20 protein-coding genes and 1 other annotated feature (1 of these 21 cut by a window edge) are annotated in these 21674 nt (G+C 37.3%); of the genes, 6 read left to right on the top strand and 14 right to left on the bottom strand.

What is annotated here, in order from left to right:
• Nucleotides 1–140: a binding site (T-box leader), on the bottom strand (it extends 95 nt beyond the left edge of the window).
• Between the two features lie 53 nt (nucleotides 141–193).
• From NMG63_RS04145 to NMG63_RS04130, 4 genes are all read right to left on the bottom strand, one after another.
• The gene (locus tag NMG63_RS04145; protein WP_254006418.1) at nucleotides 194–4795 is read right to left on the bottom strand and encodes a polysaccharide lyase family 8 super-sandwich domain-containing protein; all 4602 of its coding nucleotides are present in this window, start codon (nucleotides 4793–4795) and stop codon (nucleotides 194–196) included.
• A gap of 104 nt (nucleotides 4796–4899) precedes the next feature.
• The gene (locus NMG63_RS04140) at nucleotides 4900–5433 is read right to left on the bottom strand and encodes a DUF4256 domain-containing protein (protein WP_003773455.1); all 534 of its coding nucleotides are present in this window, start codon (nucleotides 5431–5433) and stop codon (nucleotides 4900–4902) included.
• Between the two features lie 18 nt (nucleotides 5434–5451).
• Complete coding sequence (locus NMG63_RS04135; RefSeq protein WP_003773454.1) at nucleotides 5452–5904, bottom strand: CBS domain-containing protein; 453 nt, start codon at nucleotides 5902–5904, stop codon at nucleotides 5452–5454.
• Between the two features lie 65 nt (nucleotides 5905–5969).
• Nucleotides 5970–6647: a DNA alkylation repair protein gene (locus NMG63_RS04130; protein WP_254006417.1), complete on the bottom strand. Its 678-nt coding sequence runs from the start codon at nucleotides 6645–6647 to the stop codon at nucleotides 5970–5972.
• 120 nt (nucleotides 6648–6767) lie between these two features.
• Between NMG63_RS04130 and NMG63_RS04125 the strand changes: the two genes are divergently transcribed.
• Together NMG63_RS04125 and NMG63_RS04120 are read left to right on the top strand one after the other, a co-directional pair.
• Nucleotides 6768–7703: a beta propeller repeat protein gene (locus tag NMG63_RS04125; RefSeq protein WP_254006416.1), complete on the top strand. Its 936-nt coding sequence runs from the start codon at nucleotides 6768–6770 to the stop codon at nucleotides 7701–7703.
• A 395-nt stretch (nucleotides 7704–8098) separates the two neighbouring features.
• Nucleotides 8099–9273, top strand: a protein-coding gene (locus tag NMG63_RS04120) for an IS3 family transposase (RefSeq protein WP_254006415.1) whose coding sequence is annotated in 2 segments (ribosomal slippage) — nucleotides 8099–8372 and nucleotides 8372–9273 — 1176 coding nt in all. Because the reading frame shifts where the segments join, the coding sequence is not laid out codon by codon here.
• A gap of 47 nt (nucleotides 9274–9320) precedes the next feature.
• Here the strand turns inward: NMG63_RS04120 and NMG63_RS04115 are convergent.
• The 8 genes from NMG63_RS04115 to citD all read right to left on the bottom strand — a co-directional run bounded on the left by NMG63_RS04115 (nucleotide 9321) and on the right by citD (nucleotide 16548).
• Nucleotides 9321–10433 carry a sodium ion-translocating decarboxylase subunit beta gene (locus NMG63_RS04115; RefSeq protein WP_003773449.1) on the bottom strand — a complete coding sequence of 371 codons (1113 nt, stop codon included), beginning with the start codon at nucleotides 10431–10433 and terminating at the stop codon, nucleotides 9321–9323.
• Between the two features lie 3 nt (nucleotides 10434–10436).
• Nucleotides 10437–10760 (bottom strand): biotin/lipoyl-containing protein, encoded by a 324-nt coding sequence (locus NMG63_RS04110; RefSeq protein WP_003773447.1) that lies wholly within the window; start codon nucleotides 10758–10760, stop codon nucleotides 10437–10439.
• A 13-nt stretch (nucleotides 10761–10773) separates the two neighbouring features.
• On the bottom strand, nucleotides 10774–11043 hold the full coding sequence (locus tag NMG63_RS04105) for an OadG family transporter subunit (RefSeq protein ID WP_003773443.1): 270 nt from the start codon (nucleotides 11041–11043) through the stop codon (nucleotides 10774–10776).
• Nucleotides 11040–12437: a pyruvate carboxylase subunit B gene (locus tag NMG63_RS04100; RefSeq protein ID WP_003773440.1), complete on the bottom strand. Its 1398-nt coding sequence runs from the start codon at nucleotides 12435–12437 to the stop codon at nucleotides 11040–11042. Before NMG63_RS04100 ends, NMG63_RS04105 begins: the two co-directional genes overlap by 4 nt.
• Before the next feature lie 72 nt (nucleotides 12438–12509).
• Nucleotides 12510–13808: a 2-hydroxycarboxylate transporter family protein gene (locus NMG63_RS04095; protein ID WP_003773437.1), complete on the bottom strand. Its 1299-nt coding sequence runs from the start codon at nucleotides 13806–13808 to the stop codon at nucleotides 12510–12512.
• 9 nt (nucleotides 13809–13817) lie between these two features.
• Complete coding sequence (citF, locus tag NMG63_RS04090) at nucleotides 13818–15365, bottom strand: citrate lyase subunit alpha (protein WP_003773434.1); 1548 nt, start codon at nucleotides 15363–15365, stop codon at nucleotides 13818–13820.
• Nucleotides 15362–16255: an aldolase/citrate lyase family protein gene (locus tag NMG63_RS04085; protein WP_013852898.1), complete on the bottom strand. Its 894-nt coding sequence runs from the start codon at nucleotides 16253–16255 to the stop codon at nucleotides 15362–15364. The genes citF and NMG63_RS04085 overlap by 4 nt, the downstream gene beginning before the upstream one ends.
• The gene (gene citD / locus NMG63_RS04080) at nucleotides 16252–16548 is read right to left on the bottom strand and encodes a citrate lyase acyl carrier protein (protein WP_003773429.1); all 297 of its coding nucleotides are present in this window, start codon (nucleotides 16546–16548) and stop codon (nucleotides 16252–16254) included. Before citD ends, NMG63_RS04085 begins: the two co-directional genes overlap by 4 nt.
• Before the next feature lie 180 nt (nucleotides 16549–16728).
• Between citD and citC the strand changes: the two genes are divergently transcribed.
• The 4 genes from citC (at nucleotide 16729) to NMG63_RS04060 (ending at nucleotide 19852) form a co-directional block, all read left to right on the top strand.
• Nucleotides 16729–17748, top strand: coding sequence for a [citrate (pro-3S)-lyase] ligase (gene citC, locus NMG63_RS04075; protein ID WP_013852897.1), 1020 nt, complete (start codon nucleotides 16729–16731; stop codon nucleotides 17746–17748).
• Nucleotides 17749–17751: 3 nt separating this feature from the next.
• A complete protein-coding gene (citX, locus tag NMG63_RS04070) occupies nucleotides 17752–18240 on the top strand; it encodes a citrate lyase holo-[acyl-carrier protein] synthase (protein ID WP_238000339.1) in 489 nt (162 codons plus the stop codon).
• A 93-nt stretch (nucleotides 18241–18333) separates the two neighbouring features.
• Nucleotides 18334–19320 (top strand): biotin--[acetyl-CoA-carboxylase] ligase, encoded by a 987-nt coding sequence (locus NMG63_RS04065; protein WP_003773426.1) that lies wholly within the window; start codon nucleotides 18334–18336, stop codon nucleotides 19318–19320.
• Complete coding sequence (locus NMG63_RS04060; RefSeq protein WP_013852895.1) at nucleotides 19310–19852, top strand: biotin transporter BioY; 543 nt, start codon at nucleotides 19310–19312, stop codon at nucleotides 19850–19852. Before NMG63_RS04065 ends, NMG63_RS04060 begins: the two co-directional genes overlap by 11 nt.
• On the opposite strand, the gene citG is transcribed toward NMG63_RS04060, so the two are convergent.
• Both citG and NMG63_RS04050 read right to left on the bottom strand, forming a co-directional pair.
• Nucleotides 19849–20661: a triphosphoribosyl-dephospho-CoA synthase CitG gene (citG, locus tag NMG63_RS04055; protein ID WP_238000338.1), complete on the bottom strand. Its 813-nt coding sequence runs from the start codon at nucleotides 20659–20661 to the stop codon at nucleotides 19849–19851. The genes NMG63_RS04060 and citG overlap by 4 nt on opposite strands.
• Nucleotides 20648–21352 carry a GntR family transcriptional regulator gene (locus NMG63_RS04050; RefSeq protein ID WP_003773421.1) on the bottom strand — a complete coding sequence of 235 codons (705 nt, stop codon included), beginning with the start codon at nucleotides 21350–21352 and terminating at the stop codon, nucleotides 20648–20650. The genes citG and NMG63_RS04050 overlap by 14 nt, the downstream gene beginning before the upstream one ends.
• Nucleotides 21353–21674 lie beyond the last annotated feature (322 nt).

The following is a 21674-nucleotide window of genomic DNA, read 5'->3' as shown; positions in this document are numbered from 1 at the left end:
CCGGTATTACTTACTTACTTACTTCAGTAATACATCTAAGTGATGATTTTCAGATACTCTTGAATCATTGACTCTCAGCTCATGTCAACTCTCTGTGCATTCAATGAAGTACCCTACTCCTTCACTATCGTCGATTTATTTTAACTATAATAATCAATCTACGAGTGGTTGTCAATATATTACTCATTAATAATTAAGATTGATGTTTTCGACGAGATTCTAAAATCATCAATACGCCCATACCAATCATGAGAAATACAAATCCTGGCATGTCTTGAGCACGACCTGTTGACGGTAAATGACTTTCATCGTTAGAAGCATCCGTTTCCGAATTTGATGATCCATTACCATCACCTGGTTTATTGTCTCCAGGCTTCACGTCTGGTTTTTCGTTAGGTGTTTCTCCTGGCTTTTCTTCGGGTTTTACTTCTGGTTTTTCAGGTGTAATACCGCCGTTGCCATTGTTATCATCCTTAACAAGTTCTACAGTTTGAGTACGTGTTTGTCCATTTTTGGGATTTAAATCAAATGTCAGTACTTTTACATCTGATTTTGAACGCATCATGATGTCTTTATCTTTTAATACAACTTCAACATCTACTGTATCAACTGCTTGTGATGGATCACTTGCACTCACCGTTAAGATCCCCTTCTCATAATGGAACACATATGAGCCTGGTTTAAGGTTAAGTTCCTTGATTGGAAGTCCATCAAAATCAAGGGATAGTTGATCTTCTTCAAAGACGTTCACTGCAATAATTTGTTGTTCTGCATCATACACAGCATGCATTGACGCATCATTTCTCACAATATGAATTGGATTAGCTTGACTTAATGACGCTGTTTCTGCTTGATTGTATTGCGGTAAGATCATAACAGCATAGGAATCATTTTCTGCTTTAGATGAATGGTTTTGACGAATTGATACAAATTCATTTTCATATTCTTTATCATTACCAAACAATGTGTTTATTGATTTATACGTACCTTTACGTGTTTCATATTCAAACGTAATGGGTGCTTCTTCTAAGAAAACATAACCAATTGCATCATTATGTTGTTTTGATTCGTAGTGTGCCCACATATTCGGTGTGACGGTCATTTTTTGTTGAGTGTCCGTCATGAGTTTCCCATTAATTGAGAATTGATCACCAATCTGTGTATCGATAATACGATTTTCAAAAATCGTTTCAATTGTCTCAGGAGAGTTTCCTTGAATCTTACTTCCCATAAGCACAACTTTATCATTTAAAAAGAGATACGATTTTTGTGCAGTGAGATCTTGTTGGTTAAAGTTTGATTTATCTAAGTTCATCACAGCTGTACCATTAGAACCTTGTTCAACACCCCCTACAAAACTTTGTGGTGAGAGCAAACGTTCGCCACTGCTTAAAGCAAGCTCACGTGTATCTAAGGTTACACCCGGTAAACGATATGGATTAACCGTTGGCCAATAACTAACTCCAAATTGACGATCATCATGGGTATAGAGGTAGTACATACCGTCTCCAGTGTACCATCCTTTTCCGTTTTCGCCACTGAATGATTCGAAGTTCGCAATACGATTTGAGTACATACTCAATCCTAAAGTATAACGCTCATGATGCACAGCAACACGATCCATTGCAGAGAAAATCGAAACTTTCTTCTCAAGTTCCACAGGATCACTTTGTGTATTTAAAGCTTTTGTAATTTGTTCAGCATGTTTCATATCCCGAACATGATCAAGCGGATTGATGGCTTTCTCAATGTTTGGATACCAAAGCGCTGTAACACTTTCAACTTTATCTCTAAATAAATCCGGAGCAATCTCACTTACAAAAAGCAAGTTCCCAAGCATACTGAACCCACCACCATAAGCACTGGAAGATTTCATCAGTTCAGGTGCACGAGACATTCCGCGTCCTTGCACCATTGCCATTAGTTGACCTTCATGAAGCATGCTGATAAATCCACGCTCTAATACAGGGAATAATGTTTGATATGTTGATTCATCTAATTTCCATGGGCTTGGTTGAAGTAAGGTAAGAAGACTTGAAACACCTTCTAAATATACAGAACCATATCCTCCAGTATAAGGAATTGTTTTATGTTGAACCATTGAGCCATCTTCATAAATACCATCTTCTGAAGTTGCCAGTTCAAATAAAGGAACTAAATCGTTTTGAAGTCTTTCCAATTTAGAAACATCTTCACTTAATAAAGCAGTCCCAAGTAAACTCATTGCTAAGTCCGTTCGGTTTGCCCCCGTTGCGATATCACCTTTTTTACTCATTTGATCAACAGCATTTGGTACATAGCTTTCTACGACATTAACCAAAGATTCAAGTCGTTGATGTGGCATGTAATCGGCGAGTAGAATTAAACTATCAGTAATTGCTTTCGCACTTCCAATTTGATAATCCCACCAGTTTCCTTCAAATACCGATTGGTTTCCGTTATAACTAAAAACTTTATAAAGATGTTCCATTCCTGAAACAATTTCTTCATAGACATCTCTTTGTTGGTATAAGGTGGATTCAGGCATTTGATATGCAAGAACCACAGCTTTTAGATTACGGAATTGTTTAGTCATATTCGAAGACTTTGTAGCACTGGTATTATCCCAGAGATCTTCTCTATAATCATTTGTTTTTTTCATACTACTATAAAGTGATTCACCTTCGCGAATGACTTTATCTTTAAACGAATCTTTAAGAGAACTTGAAATACTACTGTCTCCTATATATCGTTTTTGCCATTGATGAATCATTGATTGCATATCAGCATTTTTTTGAGACGGTGTAATTTCAACGTTAATTATTTTTAAAACGTTGTTTCCAAATAATATTTGAACTTCTGTTACACCTTGTTTTTGAGGCAGAAGCAAACCTTCCTCAGTCACAGCTACAACATTTTTGTTTTTAGAAACAAAACTCAAGTCTTTGTAGTTTGCATGAACAGGAGACATTTCAAATTCAAGATACTGAAGTTGGTTTTCATCAAGTTGAATCGAATTAGATGCTACTGAGATCGACTGAATCGGTAAAGAATTCGTATTTAACACCGTAACGGTCATTTCATCATAAATGGTTGGATCAAATGCAGAGCTGACACGAATTTTTGCGCTTCCCGCTTTAAGACCTACGATTGAACCTTGATCAACAAGAACAATCGATTCATCACTTGATGACCATTCTAAAGTTTTTTTATTGATTGCATTCGGTTCGGTAACAACAGGTAATAATACTTTTTGATTTAATGCGATATCGAGCGCATCATCGTTCAATTGAATTGATGTTGCCCCGATTGGCTTTTCATAAAGCATGAGGTCATCCAGGAAATAAGATCCTTTCGTATTATGCATACGGAATACCGGTAAGATTTGTGTTGTTTTATCATCCGTCTTGAATTCAACTTTAAAACGAATCCATTGATCGGATGCATTAATGGTATCCGCATGAACTACGCCAGAAAATTTATTTGCTGCATAGCCATCTACTTGTAAATTAATGCGCGCTTGTGCTGAATTTAATGTTTCAAGATCTTGAGTTTTAAACCAACCCTCGTACACATACGTTGTCTCGGGTTTCACATCATAACGTTTTTGTGGTTTAAAGAAACTTAAAGCACTTTGATCATTACGCGCTAAATTAATTTTCGCAGCATACGATCCATCTTTGACGTCGGATTTGACCATCTCAGCACTGTAGTACGATGCATCTAAATTTGACGATTTGTAGCGTTCAAAAACCCATGATTCAGGTTTTAAGTCTTGATCCCAAAAACCAACATCTTGATGCCAATTTCCGGCGCTTGTATTGCCTTTATTGGGTGCTTTGACGAGTTTTTCAAAGCTTCCATTTTCTAAAATATTTTTCGCAAATAGATTCGTATCTTTTGGAGCACGAACATTTACATTAATTTGTTTATTTAATCCACTTTTAGAGTCTGAAACCGTAATGACACTGAGTCCTTCAGAAACTCCAGTCACAACACCTTGTGCATCAACGGTTGCGATCGCAAGATTACTGGATGACCATTCCAAACGATCAACAGGATAATCACTCGGTTCAACAACAGGTTTAATCACAGATTGTGCTTGCGGTGCGAGTGTCATTTCATCTTGCACAACATTCAAATCTGTAAGTTTAATATCCGATGCGATTTCTTTTTCTTTCAGAGATATATTTTTTATTGAATAAGATCCTTTGATAAATGCGAATTTAAAAACGGGTAAGAAGTCTGTCGCAGACTCAATTTTAAATTCATGTTCAAAATCAGTCCAGGTAGGTGCGGCAGGAAGTTCGAACTCGATTGATGGTTTAATCAATGTGTTTTGATTATATTGATCAATATTCAAGTTAACGACTGCAGGTTTACCATTCGCAATGATTTTAAAATCAGTTTTATAGGACCCTTTCACAATATAAGTTGTATTGGGTTTTGCCTTTATTTTCTTCTCAGGTTTGAAAAAAGACATTGGTGTTTGGTATTGACTGTTTGACGAAGCGGTCATCACACCTTGATCTAGATCAGCCTTATATTGAGAACGATCGAGGGATGAGCTGCTGTAACGTTCAAACATCCATCCTTGTGGTTTAAGATCATTGGACCAAAAACCAATATCTTTATTGTTTGTTTTGTTGCTTTCATCCATTGGGACAACATTTTCGGTCAATGAAAAATCAGAATTGACGAAATACTCAGCTGCTGAAGCGGGTTGCCCAACATCCAACGCTTCAATACGTTGTTGGGTTGGGAACAACGTAACGGTGAGAAGCAGCGTGAGTAAAAACATAACGGGTTTTCTCATAAATGTAACCTCTTTCTTTTCAAGGTGATTATAAGGTAAACCGGTTAGGTTGTCAATTGTTTTTAACATTAATCATTAAAAAACAGATTCTTATCGAATCTGTTTTATTTTATTTTTAAATAAGTTCTAAATCCTCGAGCTGCATAATAGGAATCTGCGCCGTTATGATAAATAAACACTGTACCATAGCGGTAATCTCCAAATAAAGCACCTCCGAGATTACGGATTTTTGCGGGTGTTTCAATCCACGATGATGTTTTCTGATCAACGACATCATGATTTTGTAGAAAGCGGTAAAGCGTCTCATCCAACAAACGCACCCCTGCCTCCTGCGCAATTTGAACGGCACTGCCGCTCGGTTTATTCTTCTTGCGTTGTTCTAAGGCTAAAGCGTCATAACACAAGCTACGTCGCTCTACAGGACTTTCTGGAGCACAATCCATGTATATCCATGAACCGTCATCCAAAACAAACAAATCCGGTTCCCCTTGCGTTTCTTCCATCCATAAAAGCGAATCTAAAACGTGTGAATTTGACTGAATCCCTTCAAGAACATCATCCCAAACAATCGTAGGATGACGGTGTTCATTCATTTCAAACCGTTCTTGTAAACTTATAAGCAATTCCTTTTGATTCATCCAAACTCTCCCTTTCTTCTACCGATTCATATCTTGATAATACATTAGTACTGATTTACGCGTAATAATCCCCATAAATTTATTACGATCATCCACAACGGGTACAAAGTTTTGATCTAAAATACGTTCTAAAACATAAGTTAAATCAACATCAATGGTTACCGGTGGATTCCAAGAATGACGCATAATATCTTTTAAATACACTTCTTCAACATCTTTCATGTCCGTTATTTGTTCATGAATTAAATACCAAAGAAAGTCACCTTCATTTATCGTTCCATAAAATTGACCATCTTCTGTAATTACAGGCATCGCAGTATAGCCATGGAACCTCATTTTCTCTAACGCTTGTCGAACACTTGCGGTATTTGTAATATATCCAATCAAGCCTTTAGGTTTTAATAAAAATGCAATACTTGTATAAGGTGCTTCATTTAAATGCTTTGAATTAATATTATTTAATGTTGTCATAATCCCATCCTTTTACACCCTTATTTTACCATGAGTTCCAAAGACGACCACCAAATCACATAACATTACACATTCCGTTTTAAAACCGCATCCATCCAATAAGGCGCATACGCTGATGTACATCCTTTAGCTACTTTCATATCTTTATAGACCGCAGATGCTTCACCAATCTCATAAGCTCTATCCACAAATTCAGAATAACCAAAGCCAATCTCACATAGAGCTCGATTCATCATCCATTGCGTTAAGGGATGCGCATGAACTAAATTCACTTCAATCTCATCCAATAAAGCCATGAGTTCAAGCTCTGATTTCTGCTTTCGCTTAATTGCATCCACAACAAAAGTCCAATAAGCACGCCCTAAATGATCTGCAGTCTCAAACTTCAAACGCTCAACCCACACATCTTTATCTTGTGAGAAAACAAGACATCGAAAAATAAGGTCCTCCTGAAGCGTCATAACCTGAATCTCATTGAGAAATTTAAAAACGGTCACTTCATCCAGCTCATTGGGATCAAAAAGAAGTACCGCAAGCAATTGATAATCAATAATGTTAAGTTCCCATAAAGATAAAGCTAATTGGTGGTCCTTCCCAATTTCTTTTGCCAATTTGCGCATAATTCCTAAAGGAACTCCCGCCGTTTTATCATTTGCACCTTGTTTCATCAAGGTCTTACGTCGACTCTCATTTTTAAAATCATCTAAATACAAAACAACGGATTCAACGGTCCACGTTTTCATATCATCACCTCTAGAATCTATTATAACGTCTAATTATTATTTTGACGCTTCTAACGACCCGAGACATTCTATTCTTGATTTATTTAATGAAAGTCGTATGCTTATTAAAAAGGAGTCTTTATGTCGAAAACAATGAAACGCATTCTCGCTGCCATTATATCTCTAACAGTTCTCTTGGCTTACTTCTATATAAGCGCCCAAGCACCTGAGATTACACGTTATACTTCAAAGCATAATCCCGCCCTAAGCCAAGATGAAAATATGAATGCATGGCTTAGTGGCTACCTTCGTACTCATCAATCAAAACTCAACCAAAAAGCTCCCTTGATTGATTATAAAATCGAAACTTTGAAATCGATAGATCCTGTAGCTGAAGAGCAAGGTTGGTGGATCTTTGATGTGAAACTTTCAACCGAAGCAACAAAACGACCGGATAAACTTTTTAAAACCTTGCCCTTACAAAATAACACTCACTACGAATACCACTTAATTCTATATATGAATTTGGAAAATGATGTACTGAGATATCATAACGATATGACTGAAAAAACCTATAAGGAAAAGCATTTCCCTACAACCCCGGATTACGAAACAGATCCTCAAGCATCTTTTTATGATGACCAGAATATGTTTTTGCGTATACGCGAAAATGAAGACAGTCCTTGGATTGAAACCCCGGTAGAATCAGACGACTTCACTACATCTTCGCAAGGTCATTTTCAAGAAGACAAGCGTATCTTCAGTTCAAAAAACCATCATGAAATTTTAAATAAGAAAGATGGCAAGGTTATCGTAACTGCAACAATGGATGGAGGCGCAAGCTGGTCCTCAACAACCATCTTTCATGAACCTCCATTATCAATTATTACTGCCGCTTATCTCGATTTCGTGAATGAGACAGGCATTCTTGCCTTGTCCAGTCATGTCGCATTAAACTCAGAAATTGTAAGTTATCATTATACTTTGGACAATGGTAAAACATGGACTTCACAACCCATCCCAAACTATACCAACAAGATAACTGATGCATCCCTAAGTGACCCTAAAACACTTTAGGTAACCCAACCCAATTCACCACACCTTTATCGAAGTAATGATTACGGTGAAACCTTTACTGAAGTTATCCTTCCAGCACAAACACTTAACGATACCGCTATCGGCTGGAATGATATTTTTATTCAAGCAACAGCACCCATACGCAAGAACAACGAATTATCGGTAAGACTTACCCAAAACAATGGCGACTACCGACAAAATGCTGATGCGGTCTTTATCAGTACCGATAATGGCGATACGTGGACCTTTAGTGAATACATCATTCCACCTAAAGTATTTTTCAAATAAAAAAACACCCAGTATTAAAATGAAACTGACCCAGTTCCGTGAGACTAAAGAAAAAAACCTCTTGTATGAGAATTATTGTAAAATAGTTCAATATAGGAGGTTTTTATATGGGAACACGAACTTTGCATAGCTATGAGACAAAGATGAAAGTTATAGAAATGAAATTGGCAGGATACTCAAGCAGGTTTATTCAGACTGAACTTGGAATAAAAAATGTAGCTCAAGTCAAAACATGGTGGAGATGGTATCGAAATGGTGAACACTATCGATTTTCTCAACCGGTAGGCAAGCAATATACTTTTGGAAAAGGGCCTGAAGGAGACACGGTCGAAGAAACACAAAGCCTTAGAATTAAATCTTTGGAGCAACAAATTGAACTATTAAAAAAGTATTTGGAAAGAGAAAGGATGTGGTTCCTGAAATAATCATCAAGCTCGTTGAAGAGTATCGCAACACTGTATCTATTAAAGATATCTTGAATCTTTTTGGGGTACCTAAGTCAACGTATTACCGTTGGACTAAAAAAGAGCAACTAGAGTCTAATAATTATTCTGTCAATGAAGCATTAGTAATTGAACTTTGTAAAGAAAATAAATTTCGCTACGGATATCGAAAAATAACTGCATTAATTCGAAAAGAAAGAATTATCAATAAGAACACTGTTCAAAAGATAATGCAGAAACATCAATGTCAATGCCGTGTTAAGGTCAAAAGGTATCGAAAAAACAAAAATCCGAAGATCATTATGCCCAATATCATTAATCGCGACTTTAAATCACTGCGTCCTCTAGAGAAATTGGTGACAGATATCACTTACATCCCTTATGGTCATAAGATGCTCTATTTATCTACGATCATGGATTTATATAATGGTGAGATTATTGCGTCTACACTGAGTGACAGACAAAACCTAGAATGTGTGGTTGATACATTAAATCAATTTCCGGATATCGTTCAGCCATGTATTCTTCATTCTGATCAAGGGAGTGTCTATACATCAAAAGAGTATCAACTCAAAGTAAAAAATAAAAGCATTACCATGAGTATGTCCCGTAAAGGTACGCCCGCTGATAATGCTCCTATCGAATCGTTTCATTCATCGCTAAAGTGTGAAACATTCGAATTAAACCCAGAACTAAAGGGTTCTACTAAAATTGTATCACAAACTGTGATAAACTATTTTAAATATTACAATGAAAATCGAATACAAGAAAAGCTAGGATATCAATCTCCCGTAAATTATCTATCGGTTGACCTCGTCCTAACTTGGTTTTTTCTTTAGTCCCACGGAACTAAGTCAGTTCCAATACCGGGTGTTTTTTTAAGCTATTATCCAAAAAATGTGAGGAGTAATCCTGCAGCAACTGCAGAACCGATGACACCTGCAACATTAGGACCCATTGCATGCATGAGTAAAAAGTTTGATGGATCTGCTTTTTGACCCTCAACTTGTACAACACGTGCAGCCATTGGAACTGCAGAAACCCCTGCAGCACCAATCATTGGGTTGATTTTATCTTTAATAAAGAGATTCATTATTTTAGCAACGATAACCCCTGATGCTGTTCCAACAGCAAAGGCTACAAGACCTAAAGCAATAATCCCTAAAGTTTGTGTATTAAGGAAGGTTTCAGCATTCGCTGTCGCACCAACTGTCATTCCTAAGAAAATTGTGATGGTATACATCAAAGGATTCTTAGCTGTTTCAACTAAATTGGGAACAACACCGACTTCTTTTATTAAGTTTCCAAACATCAACATCCCCACAAGAGGTGCAGCACTTGGTACGATGAGTGACACTAAGATCGTAACAACAATAGGGAAGAGAATTTTTTCTTTTTTAGACACTTCACGAAGTTGAACCATTTTAATTTCGCGCTCTTCTTTTGAAGTTAAAGCACGAATGATTGGCGGTTGTATGACGGGTACAAGCGCCATATAGGAGTAAGCAGCAACTGCAATAGGACCCAATAAATGTGGTGCCAATTGACTTGTTAAGTAAAGGGCTGTTGGTCCATCAGCACCTCCAATAATTCCAATACTGGATGCTTCCATCACATTAAATCCAAGTGCAATTGCACCTAAGAAAGCGAAGAAAATTCCAAACTGTGCCGCAGCACCCAGAATTAAACTTTTAGGGTTTGAAAGCAACGGACCAAAATCGGTAGCCGCCCCAACTCCCATAAAAATCAGTGGTGGGAAAAGACCAAGGTGAACCCCTTGATAAAGAAGGTTTAAAACACCGCCTTCTTCCATAACCCCTGATAACGGTAAATTTGCAAGCAACATACCAAATGCAATTGGAATGAGTAAATAAGGCTCATATCCCTTTTTAATCGCAAGGAATAACAGTGTGCATGCGATAACAATCATCACAAATTGCCCTAAGGTCATAGCAGCAAAACCTGTTTGATTTAAGAAATCAAATAGAATATTTAACATATCTTAACCTCGGTAGGTCAACAAGTCTTGACCATTATCGACTACTTGTTTTTCGGAAACAAGCACTTGATCAATCACACCATCCTGATCGGCTACAATTTCATTTTCAAGTTTCATTGCTTCAATAACCATCACGGCTTGACCTTTTGAAACAGATTGTCCGGGTTTCACAAGAACACTAAGTACAGATCCTTGAATCGGTGCTTTTAATGCAGATCCAGAACCGCTTGATGAGACTGGTGTTGACACTGTTGGTTCAAAATCTCCAACTTTCTCAATTTCAACCTCATAAACTTTTCCATCTACAGATACTTTATATTTTTCCATTCATATCTCCCTTCTACTTAACTCTCTTAATTGATTTAATACGAATATTTTGAGACTCGTTTTCTTGAGCTAAACAGCTCACAACAAGTTTCGCAACAAGACGACGTTCTTCATCATTATCTTCAATTCTTTGTTCTGTTGGTGCTTCCGGTTTATCAAACTTCGACAACACCGCTGTAAATACTTGAAGTACAAGCGCCAAAAGTAAAAGAATAACAAACACAACAAGCATTGAAAATAAACTCACAGTTAATCCATCTAAAAATGTAAATGTTGGACTCATTTCACAGCTCCTCCATCAAACATCTTGAACTCAATGAATTCAGGACGAACTTTAGGTTCTTCACCTTCTAAAATAGCATTTTGAGGGAAGAGAATATAGGATAACACTTCTTCTTCTAAAGCTTCACGACCCAATTTTGATTCAAGTTCAATTTTACTTGCTTCATAAACACTTGGCATGGATTCAACAGGTTGTTTTTCAACACGTTTTTCATCTTTCAAGATAAGGTTAATAATCTCCTCGTTAACAGGACCTGGGAATGTGCCATAAAGACCCATAGCATAATCTTTAATTTCCTTAGGTACCATTTTATAACGGGTGCCTGTTAAGACATTCAAGACCGCTTGTGTTCCTACCATTTGTGACAGGGGTGTTACTAACGGTGGATAACCCAAATCTTCACGAACTTTTGGAATTTCTTTTAGAACTTCTTCGTAACGATCGGATGCACCTTGATCTTTTAACTGACTCATTAAATTACTGAGCATTCCACCAGGAACTTGATACGTTAAAATATTGGGATTAATCATTAATGCTTTCGCAGGATATTGACCACTTGCAATGTATTTCGTTGCAAGTTCATTTGCTTCTTCGTATGCGCCTTGTAAGGCAGTGTGTGTAAGTGTAGTTTCACGATTTGTGACATGTGCAGTTTCGAGCAGTGTTTCCAATGCAATATGGGATGTTCCATTTGAAAATGGTGAAATACAACCATCCACAATATCGACACCAGCTTTCATCGCTTGTTCAAAAACAAGACTTGAAAGACCTGTTGTTGCATGTGAATGAAGGTTAATTGGAACATCAAGTTCTTCTTTTAAACGCTTCACAAGTTCAAAGGTTACATCCGGTAATAAAATTCCCGCCATATCTTTGATACAAATCGAGTCCGATCCAGCTTCAACCAACTGTTTTGCATAAGTAACATAATAATCAATATTATGAACAGGACTTACCGTATAAGAAATTGCTCCTTGACAGTGTCCACCATGTTTCTTAATAAAATAGATTGCATTCTTTACATTTTCAATATCATTCAAAGCATCAAATACACGAATAATATCAATCCCATTTTCAAGACTTAGACGAATAAATCGTTCTAACGTATCGTTATCATAATGGTGATATCCTACAATGTTTTGACCTCGTAACAACATCGAAAAAGGTGTATTGGGTGCAACGCGTTTCATATCTCTTAAATTTTGCCATGGACTGCGCTTAAAGAAACGAAGTGCACCATCAAAGGTAGCACCGCCCCAAACTTCAATCGCATTCAGACCTACTTGGTCCATTTCCGCTAAAATTTTAAGGATGTCTTCATGTTCCATACGTGTTGCAAGTAACGACTGATTTCCATCACGTACCGTTACATCATTAATTTTAATTGTTTGCATAGATCTCCTTTCTGAACTATTGCATTACGGAATGAAAGAGAGACTTTGAAGTCTCTCTCTTTCCATCATTCATTACATAAAGATTGAGAATAATATGGATCCGATGATGAGCACGATCGCCCCACCAAGACGGGATGATAATTGTGCATAAGCCATCAGTCCCATACGGTCTCCAGCTCCAAGAACAGCAAGGTCTCCAGAACCACCACGGTTCGCCATACATAAACCAGCTGTAATCGCTGCATCGATTGGGTAGAATCCTACGAACCAACCAACGATAGCGGAACCAAGTGTTGCTCCTACAACAATTGCAAGGGCAAGAATAACGTTACTGAATGATAATGCACGAGCAAGTTCACCAAGGTCTAAATCAACACCAACTCCAACCATGATAATTAGTACAAGGTATTTTGAGAAGAATGATTGAAGACGTTTTGCACCTTCACGAATATTTTGAGGTACAACACCTGTTGCAGCTAAGATAACTACAAAGATAATCATGTAAGCAAGATTATGAATCTTAACACCAAAGATACTTGGTAAGATTAATTTACTCATTAAGAATCCAAAACCAAAGCAAGCAAGTCCTAATACAAGTCCAGCAGCAACATCTTGAAGTGTTGGATCATATTTTTCATCTTCTTTAACAAGTTCTTCAGATTCATTACGTAAGATTGTGCTCTTATTACCTGTTAAGTTCGGACGTAATTCACCAAGACGGTCAAGTAATGATGCCATCATGATTGCAAAGATATTTGCGACTGTAAGAATAATGATAGCGAATTGGTAGTAGTTTTCACTTGGAAGACCGGTAACATCCGCATACATTTGTGATAGTGGAACTGCTCCACCACCATTACCACCACCCATTACAGGTAGAACATAGTTTAAGATAATATCTTGTGGTGCTTTCCCGAAGAAAATTCCAACAACTGAAGCAAGTAAGAATGCTCCTAATAATCCACCAAGGATTGCAGGAATATATCCTACAAAGCTCTTAAGTAAAACTTTACGATCAAGTGATAAAACACTTCCGGTAATTAATACAATAATAAATAAGTTTAAGAAGTTTACTTTTTCTGTAAAGTTTCCAATTGATTCTACATATACTTCTGGAAGAATATTGAAGTATACCATTGCGGATGTTCCTAAGAACGCAAGAACAATTCCTCCCCCAACATATTTATTCCAAATTGGGATACGGTTTCCGATTTCATAAAGTGGAATACCTATTGTAAACATAACTAATAGTGTTGCAGGCATATCGGTTCCGAATGTTTCTGTAAAGATTCCGAGTGCACCGATTGCAAGGATTGCTAGCATAATTGGCCATTGAATCCCGTAAAACTTAAGTTGTTTTTTCTCTGACATAATGTCCCCCTAGATGTTTTTTACTTGACGAATCACGTCAATAAGTGTTCCATCGCGATATTCTACTAACGCTACGACTTTATCCTCAAACTCAATGTCTGCAGGTTCCCCTACAATGTCGTATGCAATATCACGTAATTCTTCAATTGTAACTAATGGTAAATCTGTTTTCTTAAGTGCTTCAAGAATATCAGGTCTTGCAGGATTCACCGCAACCCCATAATCAGTAACAAGAATATCAACACTTTCTCCAGGTGTTGTTACGGATGTTACGGATGTACGGACTGTTGCTAAACGACCACGAACTAGTGGTGAAACAATAATACAGCACTTAGCACCTGCTGATGTATCAACATGTCCTCCCGGTGCTCCTTGAATGGTTCCATCTGAACCAACAACAACGTTAACGTTAAAATCAACATCGATTTCAAGTGCTCCAAGGATTACATAATCTAACTTATTAACATATGCACCCTTATTTAATGGGTTTGCATATTCAGAAGTTGAAATTTCAAAATGATTTGGTGTTTCATGCACTGATTCAACACTTGCGATATCAAAATCTTGTGTATCTGCAATCGCATGAATATAACCTTCTTTAAGCATATCAACCATCGGTTTAACGATACCACCTAAAGCAAAACTCATTTTAATATTTTGTTCTTCCATTGGTTGTTTCAAGAATTGTGTTACTGCTAAACTTGCACCACCAGCTCCAGTTTGGAAGGAGAAGCCGTCTTTAAACCATGGTGTGTTTACAACACATTTGGTTGCATATTCTGCAATCATTAATTCACGAGGATCTTGCGTCATACGAATTGCATTTCCTGCAATTTTTGACGAATCTCCAACTTTATCAACCTCAACAACATAATCAACATCAATTCCTTTAATTGAATATGGATTATTTGGGTAAGGAACAAGTGTATCTGTGATTACGACAACTTTATCAGCATAACGTGCATCAACATCAGAGTAGCTTAGAACACCACAATCTGCTTTTCCACCTTTACCCGAAGCATTTCCGTATACATCACTGGTTGGTGCTCCAATAAAGGCAACATCAATTTTAACTTGTCCAGTTTCAATAGCACGAACACGACCACCGTGTGAACGAATTAATGCTGGATTTTTAAGTTTTCCTGCAGAAATTGCATCCCCAATTTCATCACGAACACCTGAAGATGAAATGGTGGTAATCGTACCATCTTCAATTAACGGAACTATTGAAGCATGTGCTTTCCCTAAAGAAGATGCACAAAGATAGAGATCCTTAATTCCCATATCTTTAATCACTTCAAAGACCATTGCCGCAATGTAATCACCATTTCTAAAGTGGTGATGGAATGAAATACACATACCATCTTTAAGTCCCACTTTTTCAATGGCTTCACGAATTGAAGCTAAAACTTTTGAATCATGTGGGTTTACTTGAGCTTTAATTGTTGGTGCAGCTTTTGTATACTCATAATTATCACGATAATATTGTCCTTGGAAGGCTTCAACACCATCTACTAGAAATTCATCAGGAATTATACGATTTACTTTGTTTTTCATATTAAATCCCCCTTATATACGCCTGCTGCTTGAGCGAGTTCAAGGGTACGTTTTGCCCCTTCAACGTGGGCAACGTCAACCATTTGTCCATCAACAATAAGAACTCCAATACCTTTCGCAGCACTTTCCTTAACACCTTCTACGATATGTAGAGCATGTTCGATTTCTTTTTGAGTTGGTGTAAAGACTTTATGGATTGTCGCAATTTGTCTTGGTGAGATAATTGACTTCCCATCAAATCCCATGTCTTTAACCAATCGTGTTTCTTTTTCAAGACTTTCGAAATCATTAAGGTCTGTATGCACTGTATCAAATGCCATAATGCCTGCAGCACGTGCTGCAATCACAAGCATTGATCGAGCCATAAAGAGCTCTTCTCCCGTTTTAGTACGTGTCGCACGCATGGTACGTGTAAAGTCACCTGCACTTAATGCAACCCCCATCATACGTGGACTTGCAGTACAGATTTCATATGCGTTGATTACGCCAAGTGGTGATTCAATGGCTGCCATTAACATTGTTGATCCCACTTCACGACCGAATTCTTTTTCTGCTTCCGCCATTAAGCGTTCCACATCATAAATTTCTTCTTTAGTTTCGGTCATTGGTAAACGAATTCCTTCGCAACCGCCTGCAATCGCTGCACGAATATCTTCATGATAATACGTTGTTGTTGCGGGATTAATACGAACCCAACGTTCTACACCATGATAATCCACTGATTTTAACGTGTGGTAAAGTTGAACACGTGCTGAATCTTTTTCACTTTCTGAAACAGCATCTTCTAAGTCTAAAATGACACAATCTGGCTTGTAAACATAAACATCTTTCACAAGTGAAGCTCGTTGTGCATTTAAGAACATCATCGTACGTCTAATTCTATTTTTCATAATTTAGACCCCCAAGGTAGGTTATCGACTGTATCGCTTGCACGAAGAACAGCAGTTTGTACGCGTGCTTTGATTGTACAATCTAAAGCACCTTGATCTTGAACGACAATTTTCGCATCTTTGACTTCTAATGTGTCTAAGACTTCATGAACCGTTTCAAGAATTTGAGCGCCATATTGTTTTATGACACTACTGTTTAATTCTACAGAGACTCCATCTGTAGAAGGTTCCACCATAACTTGTACATCACTTGATTCTAATGTACCTGCTATTGCGCTGTGTTTTATTTCCATTTCTTCTCCTTCCTCCTAAATCACAAACATCACACTTGTAACATAGGTTCCTGTACTTAATTAATACCATATGGCAAACGCTTACATCAAGGGTTAGGGTCCTTAAAGAACATTCAAAAAACACTTATGAAACAAAACTTTGGTATGCTATTATTGAATTGTGAAGAAAAGGAGATTATTATGATTAAAAAACTCTATATCAAATCAAATCCAAGCGTTAAGGAAAAATGGTTAAACCTCTTAATGCAAGAAGGCATTCGAGAGGAATCTACCTTAGATGAGACTTACGGATATTATAATGATGAAGACGAACTGATTGCGACAGCATCACGATATCAAAATGTTATCAAGTGCGTCGCGGTAGATTCGACGTATCAAGGTGGATCACTCTTTAATGAAATCATTTCTCATGTCATGAATCAAAATGTACAAGAAGGGTTCTTTAAACATTATGTTTATACAAAACCAGGGTGCAAGAAAGGTTTTGAGTATCTCGGCTTTCATGAGATTGAATCTGTAGATCATACACTTGTTTTTATGGAGAAAGCCATCACAGGTTTTGATGTTTTTATTAAAAACCTCGAATCCTTAAATCAAAACGCGCCCAACACTGCCGCAATCGTCATGAATGCCAACCCATTCACCTTGGGTCATCAATTTCTGGTAGAAAAAGCGGCTTCCGAAAGCAAATACGTCTATGTTTTTGTATTGAGTGAAGAAATGAGTGCATTTAAAGCAGCACAACGTATTGAGCTTGTACGTCAAGGAACTGCACATCTTAAAAATGTGAAAGTCCTTCCAACTGAAAATTATATGGTTTCAAGCGCTACCTTCCCTTCTTACTTTTTAAAAGAAGATGATGATGTGACCTTTGTCCAAGCACGACTTGATGCCCGTGTATTTGCCCACCACATCGCTCCAGCCCTAAACATAACCAAACGTTATGTCGGTTCTGAGCCGTTTTCAAATGCCACAAACATCTATAATGAGGCCTTGCAGGAAGAATTTAAGGGAAAACTTGATTTAGAAATTGTCAATCGTATCGGAAATGAGGAAAGTATTATTTCCGCAACCAAGGTCCGTTCACTGCTCGCTGAAGAAAACCTTGATGCCGTGCGACACTTTGTCCCAGAAACAACCTTTGCATTTTTTATCAGTGAAGAAGGCAGACAGGTAATCGCGGCATTAAAAGGAGCTTAATGTATGAATGAAGTAACTTTAGAAGCAATGCTTGATGCCCGTGAAAAACGTGTACAAACAATTGCTGACCTCAAAAAACAATTCCCTACCCAATCAATCATCAGTTTTAAACTGAATATTCCAGGTCCTACTAAATCAACGCCCAATTATCAGTGGGCATTCAAGCAAGGAATCTTTGAATTGGATCAATTCGCGAAATGTTATGACTGTCAACTTGAAAATCATACTGGTCCTGAAGCTTATTACATCAGCGATTTAAAAGCTGAAACGGTGAAAGAAGCCATGGTCAACCTGGAGGATACACATCCGCTTGGTCGCCTTTTCGATCTTGATGTCGAGGGCATCAATCGTAAAGATCTGGGGATTGCACCGCGTAAATGTCTTATTTGTGATGATGATGCACATGGATGCAGCCGAAGTCGCAAGCATACCCTTGATACCGTAATCGATACAATCAATACCCTCATCGAAAACGTGAAATCGTCACAATAAACACTAAAAAAACACCCTATTGTAAACTCTTCGTTATTTAAAGTTTACAATGGGGTGTTTTTATGTTAATCTTCATTCGCAAAGGAGTATACTATGAAACCAAAAACCGTTCTCGATTTACTCATTGAACACGAAGATGCATTTATCAGCGGTGAACATATCGGCGACATCCTTCATATGACACGTGCCAATGTATGGAAAGAAGTCGATAAACTTCGTAAAAAGGGATATACCATTTCATCCGTCCGAAACCGTGGTTACAAGTTAGTTCATAACGCAAACAATTTATCCCGTGCTGCAATCCGCAGTCATTTGCAATACGAATTGATTAAAGATGTTTACTGTTATGACAGCGTTCCTTCCACAAATTCTTCGGCTAAAGCGATGATTCCTGAAACCTTTACGAATCCCTTTTTGGTGGTTACCGATCATCAAAGTGAAGGACGTGGACGCAAAGGACGTTCGTTTTATTCACCAACAAAAAACGGTATCTACATGAGTCTCGCTTTTGTACCGACGCTTTCTCTAGAAGATACTCAGCTCATTACGATTATTGCTGCTTTAGCAGTGAAAGAAGCCCTATACACTTTATACCAACTCGATGTCGATATAAAATGGCTTAACGACATCTACCTTGATGGCAAGAAACTTGCAGGCATCCTTACAGAAGGTGAGATTATTTTAGAAAGCAATCAATACCGTTATCTCATTTTGGGTATTGGACTCAATGTTTTCCATGATTCAAACCTTCCTCAAGAATTGAATGAGATTTATACATCACTCGATCAACATATCCAAACGGACATTGATCGCAATAAACTCATCGCAACCATCACAGACAGTTTCTTTAACCTCTATACAGATTTTCCGCATAATCGTAAAACCATCATTCACGATTATCGCTCATCATGCTTTATCATCAATCATTACATTTATATCAATCAAGACTTCTCACAACGGTTCTACGTAAAGGATATTGATGAAAAAGGTCAACTCATTGTTTGTGATGAAGACCAAAATATTCGTACATTAAACTCAGGAGAAGTAAGTATTCAAGGAGAAAAAAAATATGAACGTTAAAGATTTAGCCCTATCATCCCTATTTTCAGTATTTATCATTATTGGATCCATGATTAAAATTCCGGTTCCATTTGTACCCTTTACACTTCAGGTCTTAGCAATTTGCTTAAGTGCACTTTTATTAACTCGAAAACAAGCGGTAATGGCAGTATTAATATATATAATAATGGGATTTATTGGTTTACCTGTTTTTGCTGGCGGAATGTCAGGCCCAAATATCGTTATGTCACCAACATTTGGTTTTATCTTAGGATTTATTCCCATGGTTTATATTATTAACACCTTATATCATAAATTACCTAAAAACCGCCGTTTCCTTGCCTTTGTAGCCGGAGAAACCATCCTTTATACACTTGCCCTTCCAATTTTGTATTTTAATCTTAAAACCTATCACGGAATTGCATTACCCATTTCAAAATTATTTATTTCATACTGTTTCATGTTTATTCCTACAGATGTGTTATCTATGACTTTGAGTGCATTTATCGCATCACGAATGCCCGAACACATTAAAAATAAAAAGGATGCTTAATCAGCATCCTTTAATCGTTGATCACGATACATTTGAATAAAAATACTTAAAGCCAGTAAATCTGCAGTACCTCCAGGACTTAAATTACGTTCGATAAATTCGTAGTTCATCTGAATAAGATGTTCATCTAAATCTTGGTAAGAACTGTGTGCACGGGACTTCCCAAATTCAAGACCTTCAATCCCCCCACGTTTAAGCATATTCGTATCATTATTTGACTGCATTAAAGCAAGCAATGCTTTCTTTCGGGCAACTAACTTATCGTTATCAGAATCTAACATTGGTAATGCCACTTCAAAGACATGAGGAATCCCAGCTTCTACCTCACCACGTATTCCAGTAAACCCGTAGTCACAAAACATGCGCTCTCCATGGGTCTTATAAACTGTAAGTGACTTAAGCTCCGCATCAACAAGTCCTGATGTCATGGCCTGAATCCCTTCCCTTAGCGTCTTTAAATTGGGCATGTTCATGAAAGCAATAGCAGCGATAACCACACCGTATAGAAAATTAGCACCTTTATGCGTATTAACATTTTCCGTCGCATGAAACATTGCCTTCTCATTTTCGATACCAACGTTTCGTATTACCTCAAAAAGTTCCGGTAATGTTCCACGATGATTGAGTCCAGCGTCAAAGTATGCTTCAAATCCAGGAACCAACGCAAAACAACTTTCTAAAAACATATTATAATCCATATCATCATGTGATCCCGAATCCATAGGATCTACCAATCCAGGTTTCGGATATAAACTGACTTCTAAAATTAAAGACTTTAAAGCAAGTAATACAAGATCATTTTTTTTCATATTGTAATTGTCGGTCCATTTCTAAAAGAATAAAATCCCGAGATTCTAGAAGATGTTCCGTAATGACCATCTGAACTTGTTCGACATCATTATTTTTTAAACATCTGAAAATGAGTCGGTGTTCATGGAGTGCTTTAGCACGACGACTATCCGCTTTTAATGATATATCTCGGAATCGAATGATATAATCTCGAAGTCGATTCTGAATTGTTTCTAACCGCGGCATTTCCGCAAAACGATAAATCATCGTATTAAACTCTTTCGACATTGCAATGACTTTCTCAACATCCCCCACAGCTTGTGCCGCTTCTGTCTCCGTTAATAAGGTCTCCATAGCAGCTTCCCGTTCTGGTGTCATCAGTCGCATTGCATTTGTGGTTGCGAGAATGTCTAAAGCCGTTCGGATTTGGTAAATCTCATAGACATCCTCATGAGTAAACGTTGTAACAACAATGCCATAATTTGGCACATATTGAACAATCTCTTCGTTTTGAATTCGGTGTAACGCCTCTCGTATCGGCGTTCGACTCACATTTAGTGCTTGGGCATAATGCTTTTCATTGATACGTTCTCCCATTGGAATCACACCATGAATAATTGCGGATCGCAACCCTTCATAGATGATTTGATTCAAGGGAAGATTTTGATTCAAATCAATCATACTAATGACATCACTCATATAATCTCTCATCATTACCTCCTTCTGTTAAAAATACCTATTTAAGTTCATTATATGGAGAAAGAACTCAAATGTATACATTATAAACACTTAAAAAACACTATGAAAAAATTGTGCAATTTGTGTTACTTATGACCTAAAAATAGATTCATTTTCATTATACCCTAAGATTTTAGGATGAAACGTGAAAAATTGGTATACATTTCATGATTTGTGGCTCATTTTGAGAGTAAGTACATGAAATTAAAACAAAAAGACACCCTAAAATGATAAGCTCCCCTTAAAGTAGACACCCGAAATAAATAAAATCGGGCACTACAAAAAAGGAGGAGCT

Origin of the sequence: Erysipelothrix amsterdamensis, from assembly GCF_940143175.1 — a bacterium.
Classification (GTDB): domain Bacteria; phylum Bacillota_I; class Bacilli_A; order Erysipelotrichales; family Erysipelotrichaceae; genus Erysipelothrix; species Erysipelothrix amsterdamensis.
The sequence above is the reverse complement of the archived record's forward strand: the minus strand, read 5'-3'. Positions and strand labels throughout refer to the sequence as shown.

What these genes read in the sequence shown, in the direction of transcription:
- NMG63_RS04145 (WP_254006418.1), bottom strand. Translation starts at nt 4,795, where the DNA reads ATGAGAAAACCCGTTATGTTTTTACTCACGCTGCTTCTCACCGTTACG.
- NMG63_RS04140 (WP_003773455.1), bottom strand. Translation starts at nt 5,433, where the DNA reads ATGAATCAAAAGGAATTGCTTATAAGTTTACAAGAACGGTTTGAAATG.
- NMG63_RS04135 (WP_003773454.1), bottom strand. Translation starts at nt 5,904, where the DNA reads ATGACAACATTAAATAATATTAATTCAAAGCATTTAAATGAAGCACCT.
- NMG63_RS04130 (WP_254006417.1), bottom strand. Translation starts at nt 6,647, where the DNA reads ATGAAAACGTGGACCGTTGAATCCGTTGTTTTGTATTTAGATGATTTT.
- NMG63_RS04125 (WP_254006416.1), top strand. Translation starts at nt 6,768, where the DNA reads ATGTCGAAAACAATGAAACGCATTCTCGCTGCCATTATATCTCTAACA.
- NMG63_RS04115 (WP_003773449.1), bottom strand. Translation starts at nt 10,433, where the DNA reads ATGTTAAATATTCTATTTGATTTCTTAAATCAAACAGGTTTTGCTGCT.
- NMG63_RS04110 (WP_003773447.1), bottom strand. Translation starts at nt 10,760, where the DNA reads ATGGAAAAATATAAAGTATCTGTAGATGGAAAAGTTTATGAGGTTGAA.
- NMG63_RS04105 (WP_003773443.1), bottom strand. Translation starts at nt 11,043, where the DNA reads ATGAGTCCAACATTTACATTTTTAGATGGATTAACTGTGAGTTTATTT.
- NMG63_RS04100 (WP_003773440.1), bottom strand. Translation starts at nt 12,437, where the DNA reads ATGCAAACAATTAAAATTAATGATGTAACGGTACGTGATGGAAATCAG.
- NMG63_RS04095 (WP_003773437.1), bottom strand. Translation starts at nt 13,808, where the DNA reads ATGTCAGAGAAAAAACAACTTAAGTTTTACGGGATTCAATGGCCAATT.
- citF (WP_003773434.1), bottom strand. Translation starts at nt 15,365, where the DNA reads ATGAAAAACAAAGTAAATCGTATAATTCCTGATGAATTTCTAGTAGAT.
- NMG63_RS04085 (WP_013852898.1), bottom strand. Translation starts at nt 16,255, where the DNA reads ATGAAAAATAGAATTAGACGTACGATGATGTTCTTAAATGCACAACGA.
- citD (WP_003773429.1), bottom strand. Translation starts at nt 16,548, where the DNA reads ATGGAAATAAAACACAGCGCAATAGCAGGTACATTAGAATCAAGTGAT.
- citC (WP_013852897.1), top strand. Translation starts at nt 16,729, where the DNA reads ATGATTAAAAAACTCTATATCAAATCAAATCCAAGCGTTAAGGAAAAA.
- citX (WP_238000339.1), top strand. Translation starts at nt 17,752, where the DNA reads ATGAATGAAGTAACTTTAGAAGCAATGCTTGATGCCCGTGAAAAACGT.
- NMG63_RS04065 (WP_003773426.1), top strand. Translation starts at nt 18,334, where the DNA reads ATGAAACCAAAAACCGTTCTCGATTTACTCATTGAACACGAAGATGCA.
- NMG63_RS04060 (WP_013852895.1), top strand. Translation starts at nt 19,310, where the DNA reads ATGAACGTTAAAGATTTAGCCCTATCATCCCTATTTTCAGTATTTATC.
- citG (WP_238000338.1), bottom strand. Translation starts at nt 20,661, where the DNA reads ATGAAAAAAAATGATCTTGTATTACTTGCTTTAAAGTCTTTAATTTTA.
- NMG63_RS04050 (WP_003773421.1), bottom strand. Translation starts at nt 21,352, where the DNA reads ATGAGAGATTATATGAGTGATGTCATTAGTATGATTGATTTGAATCAA.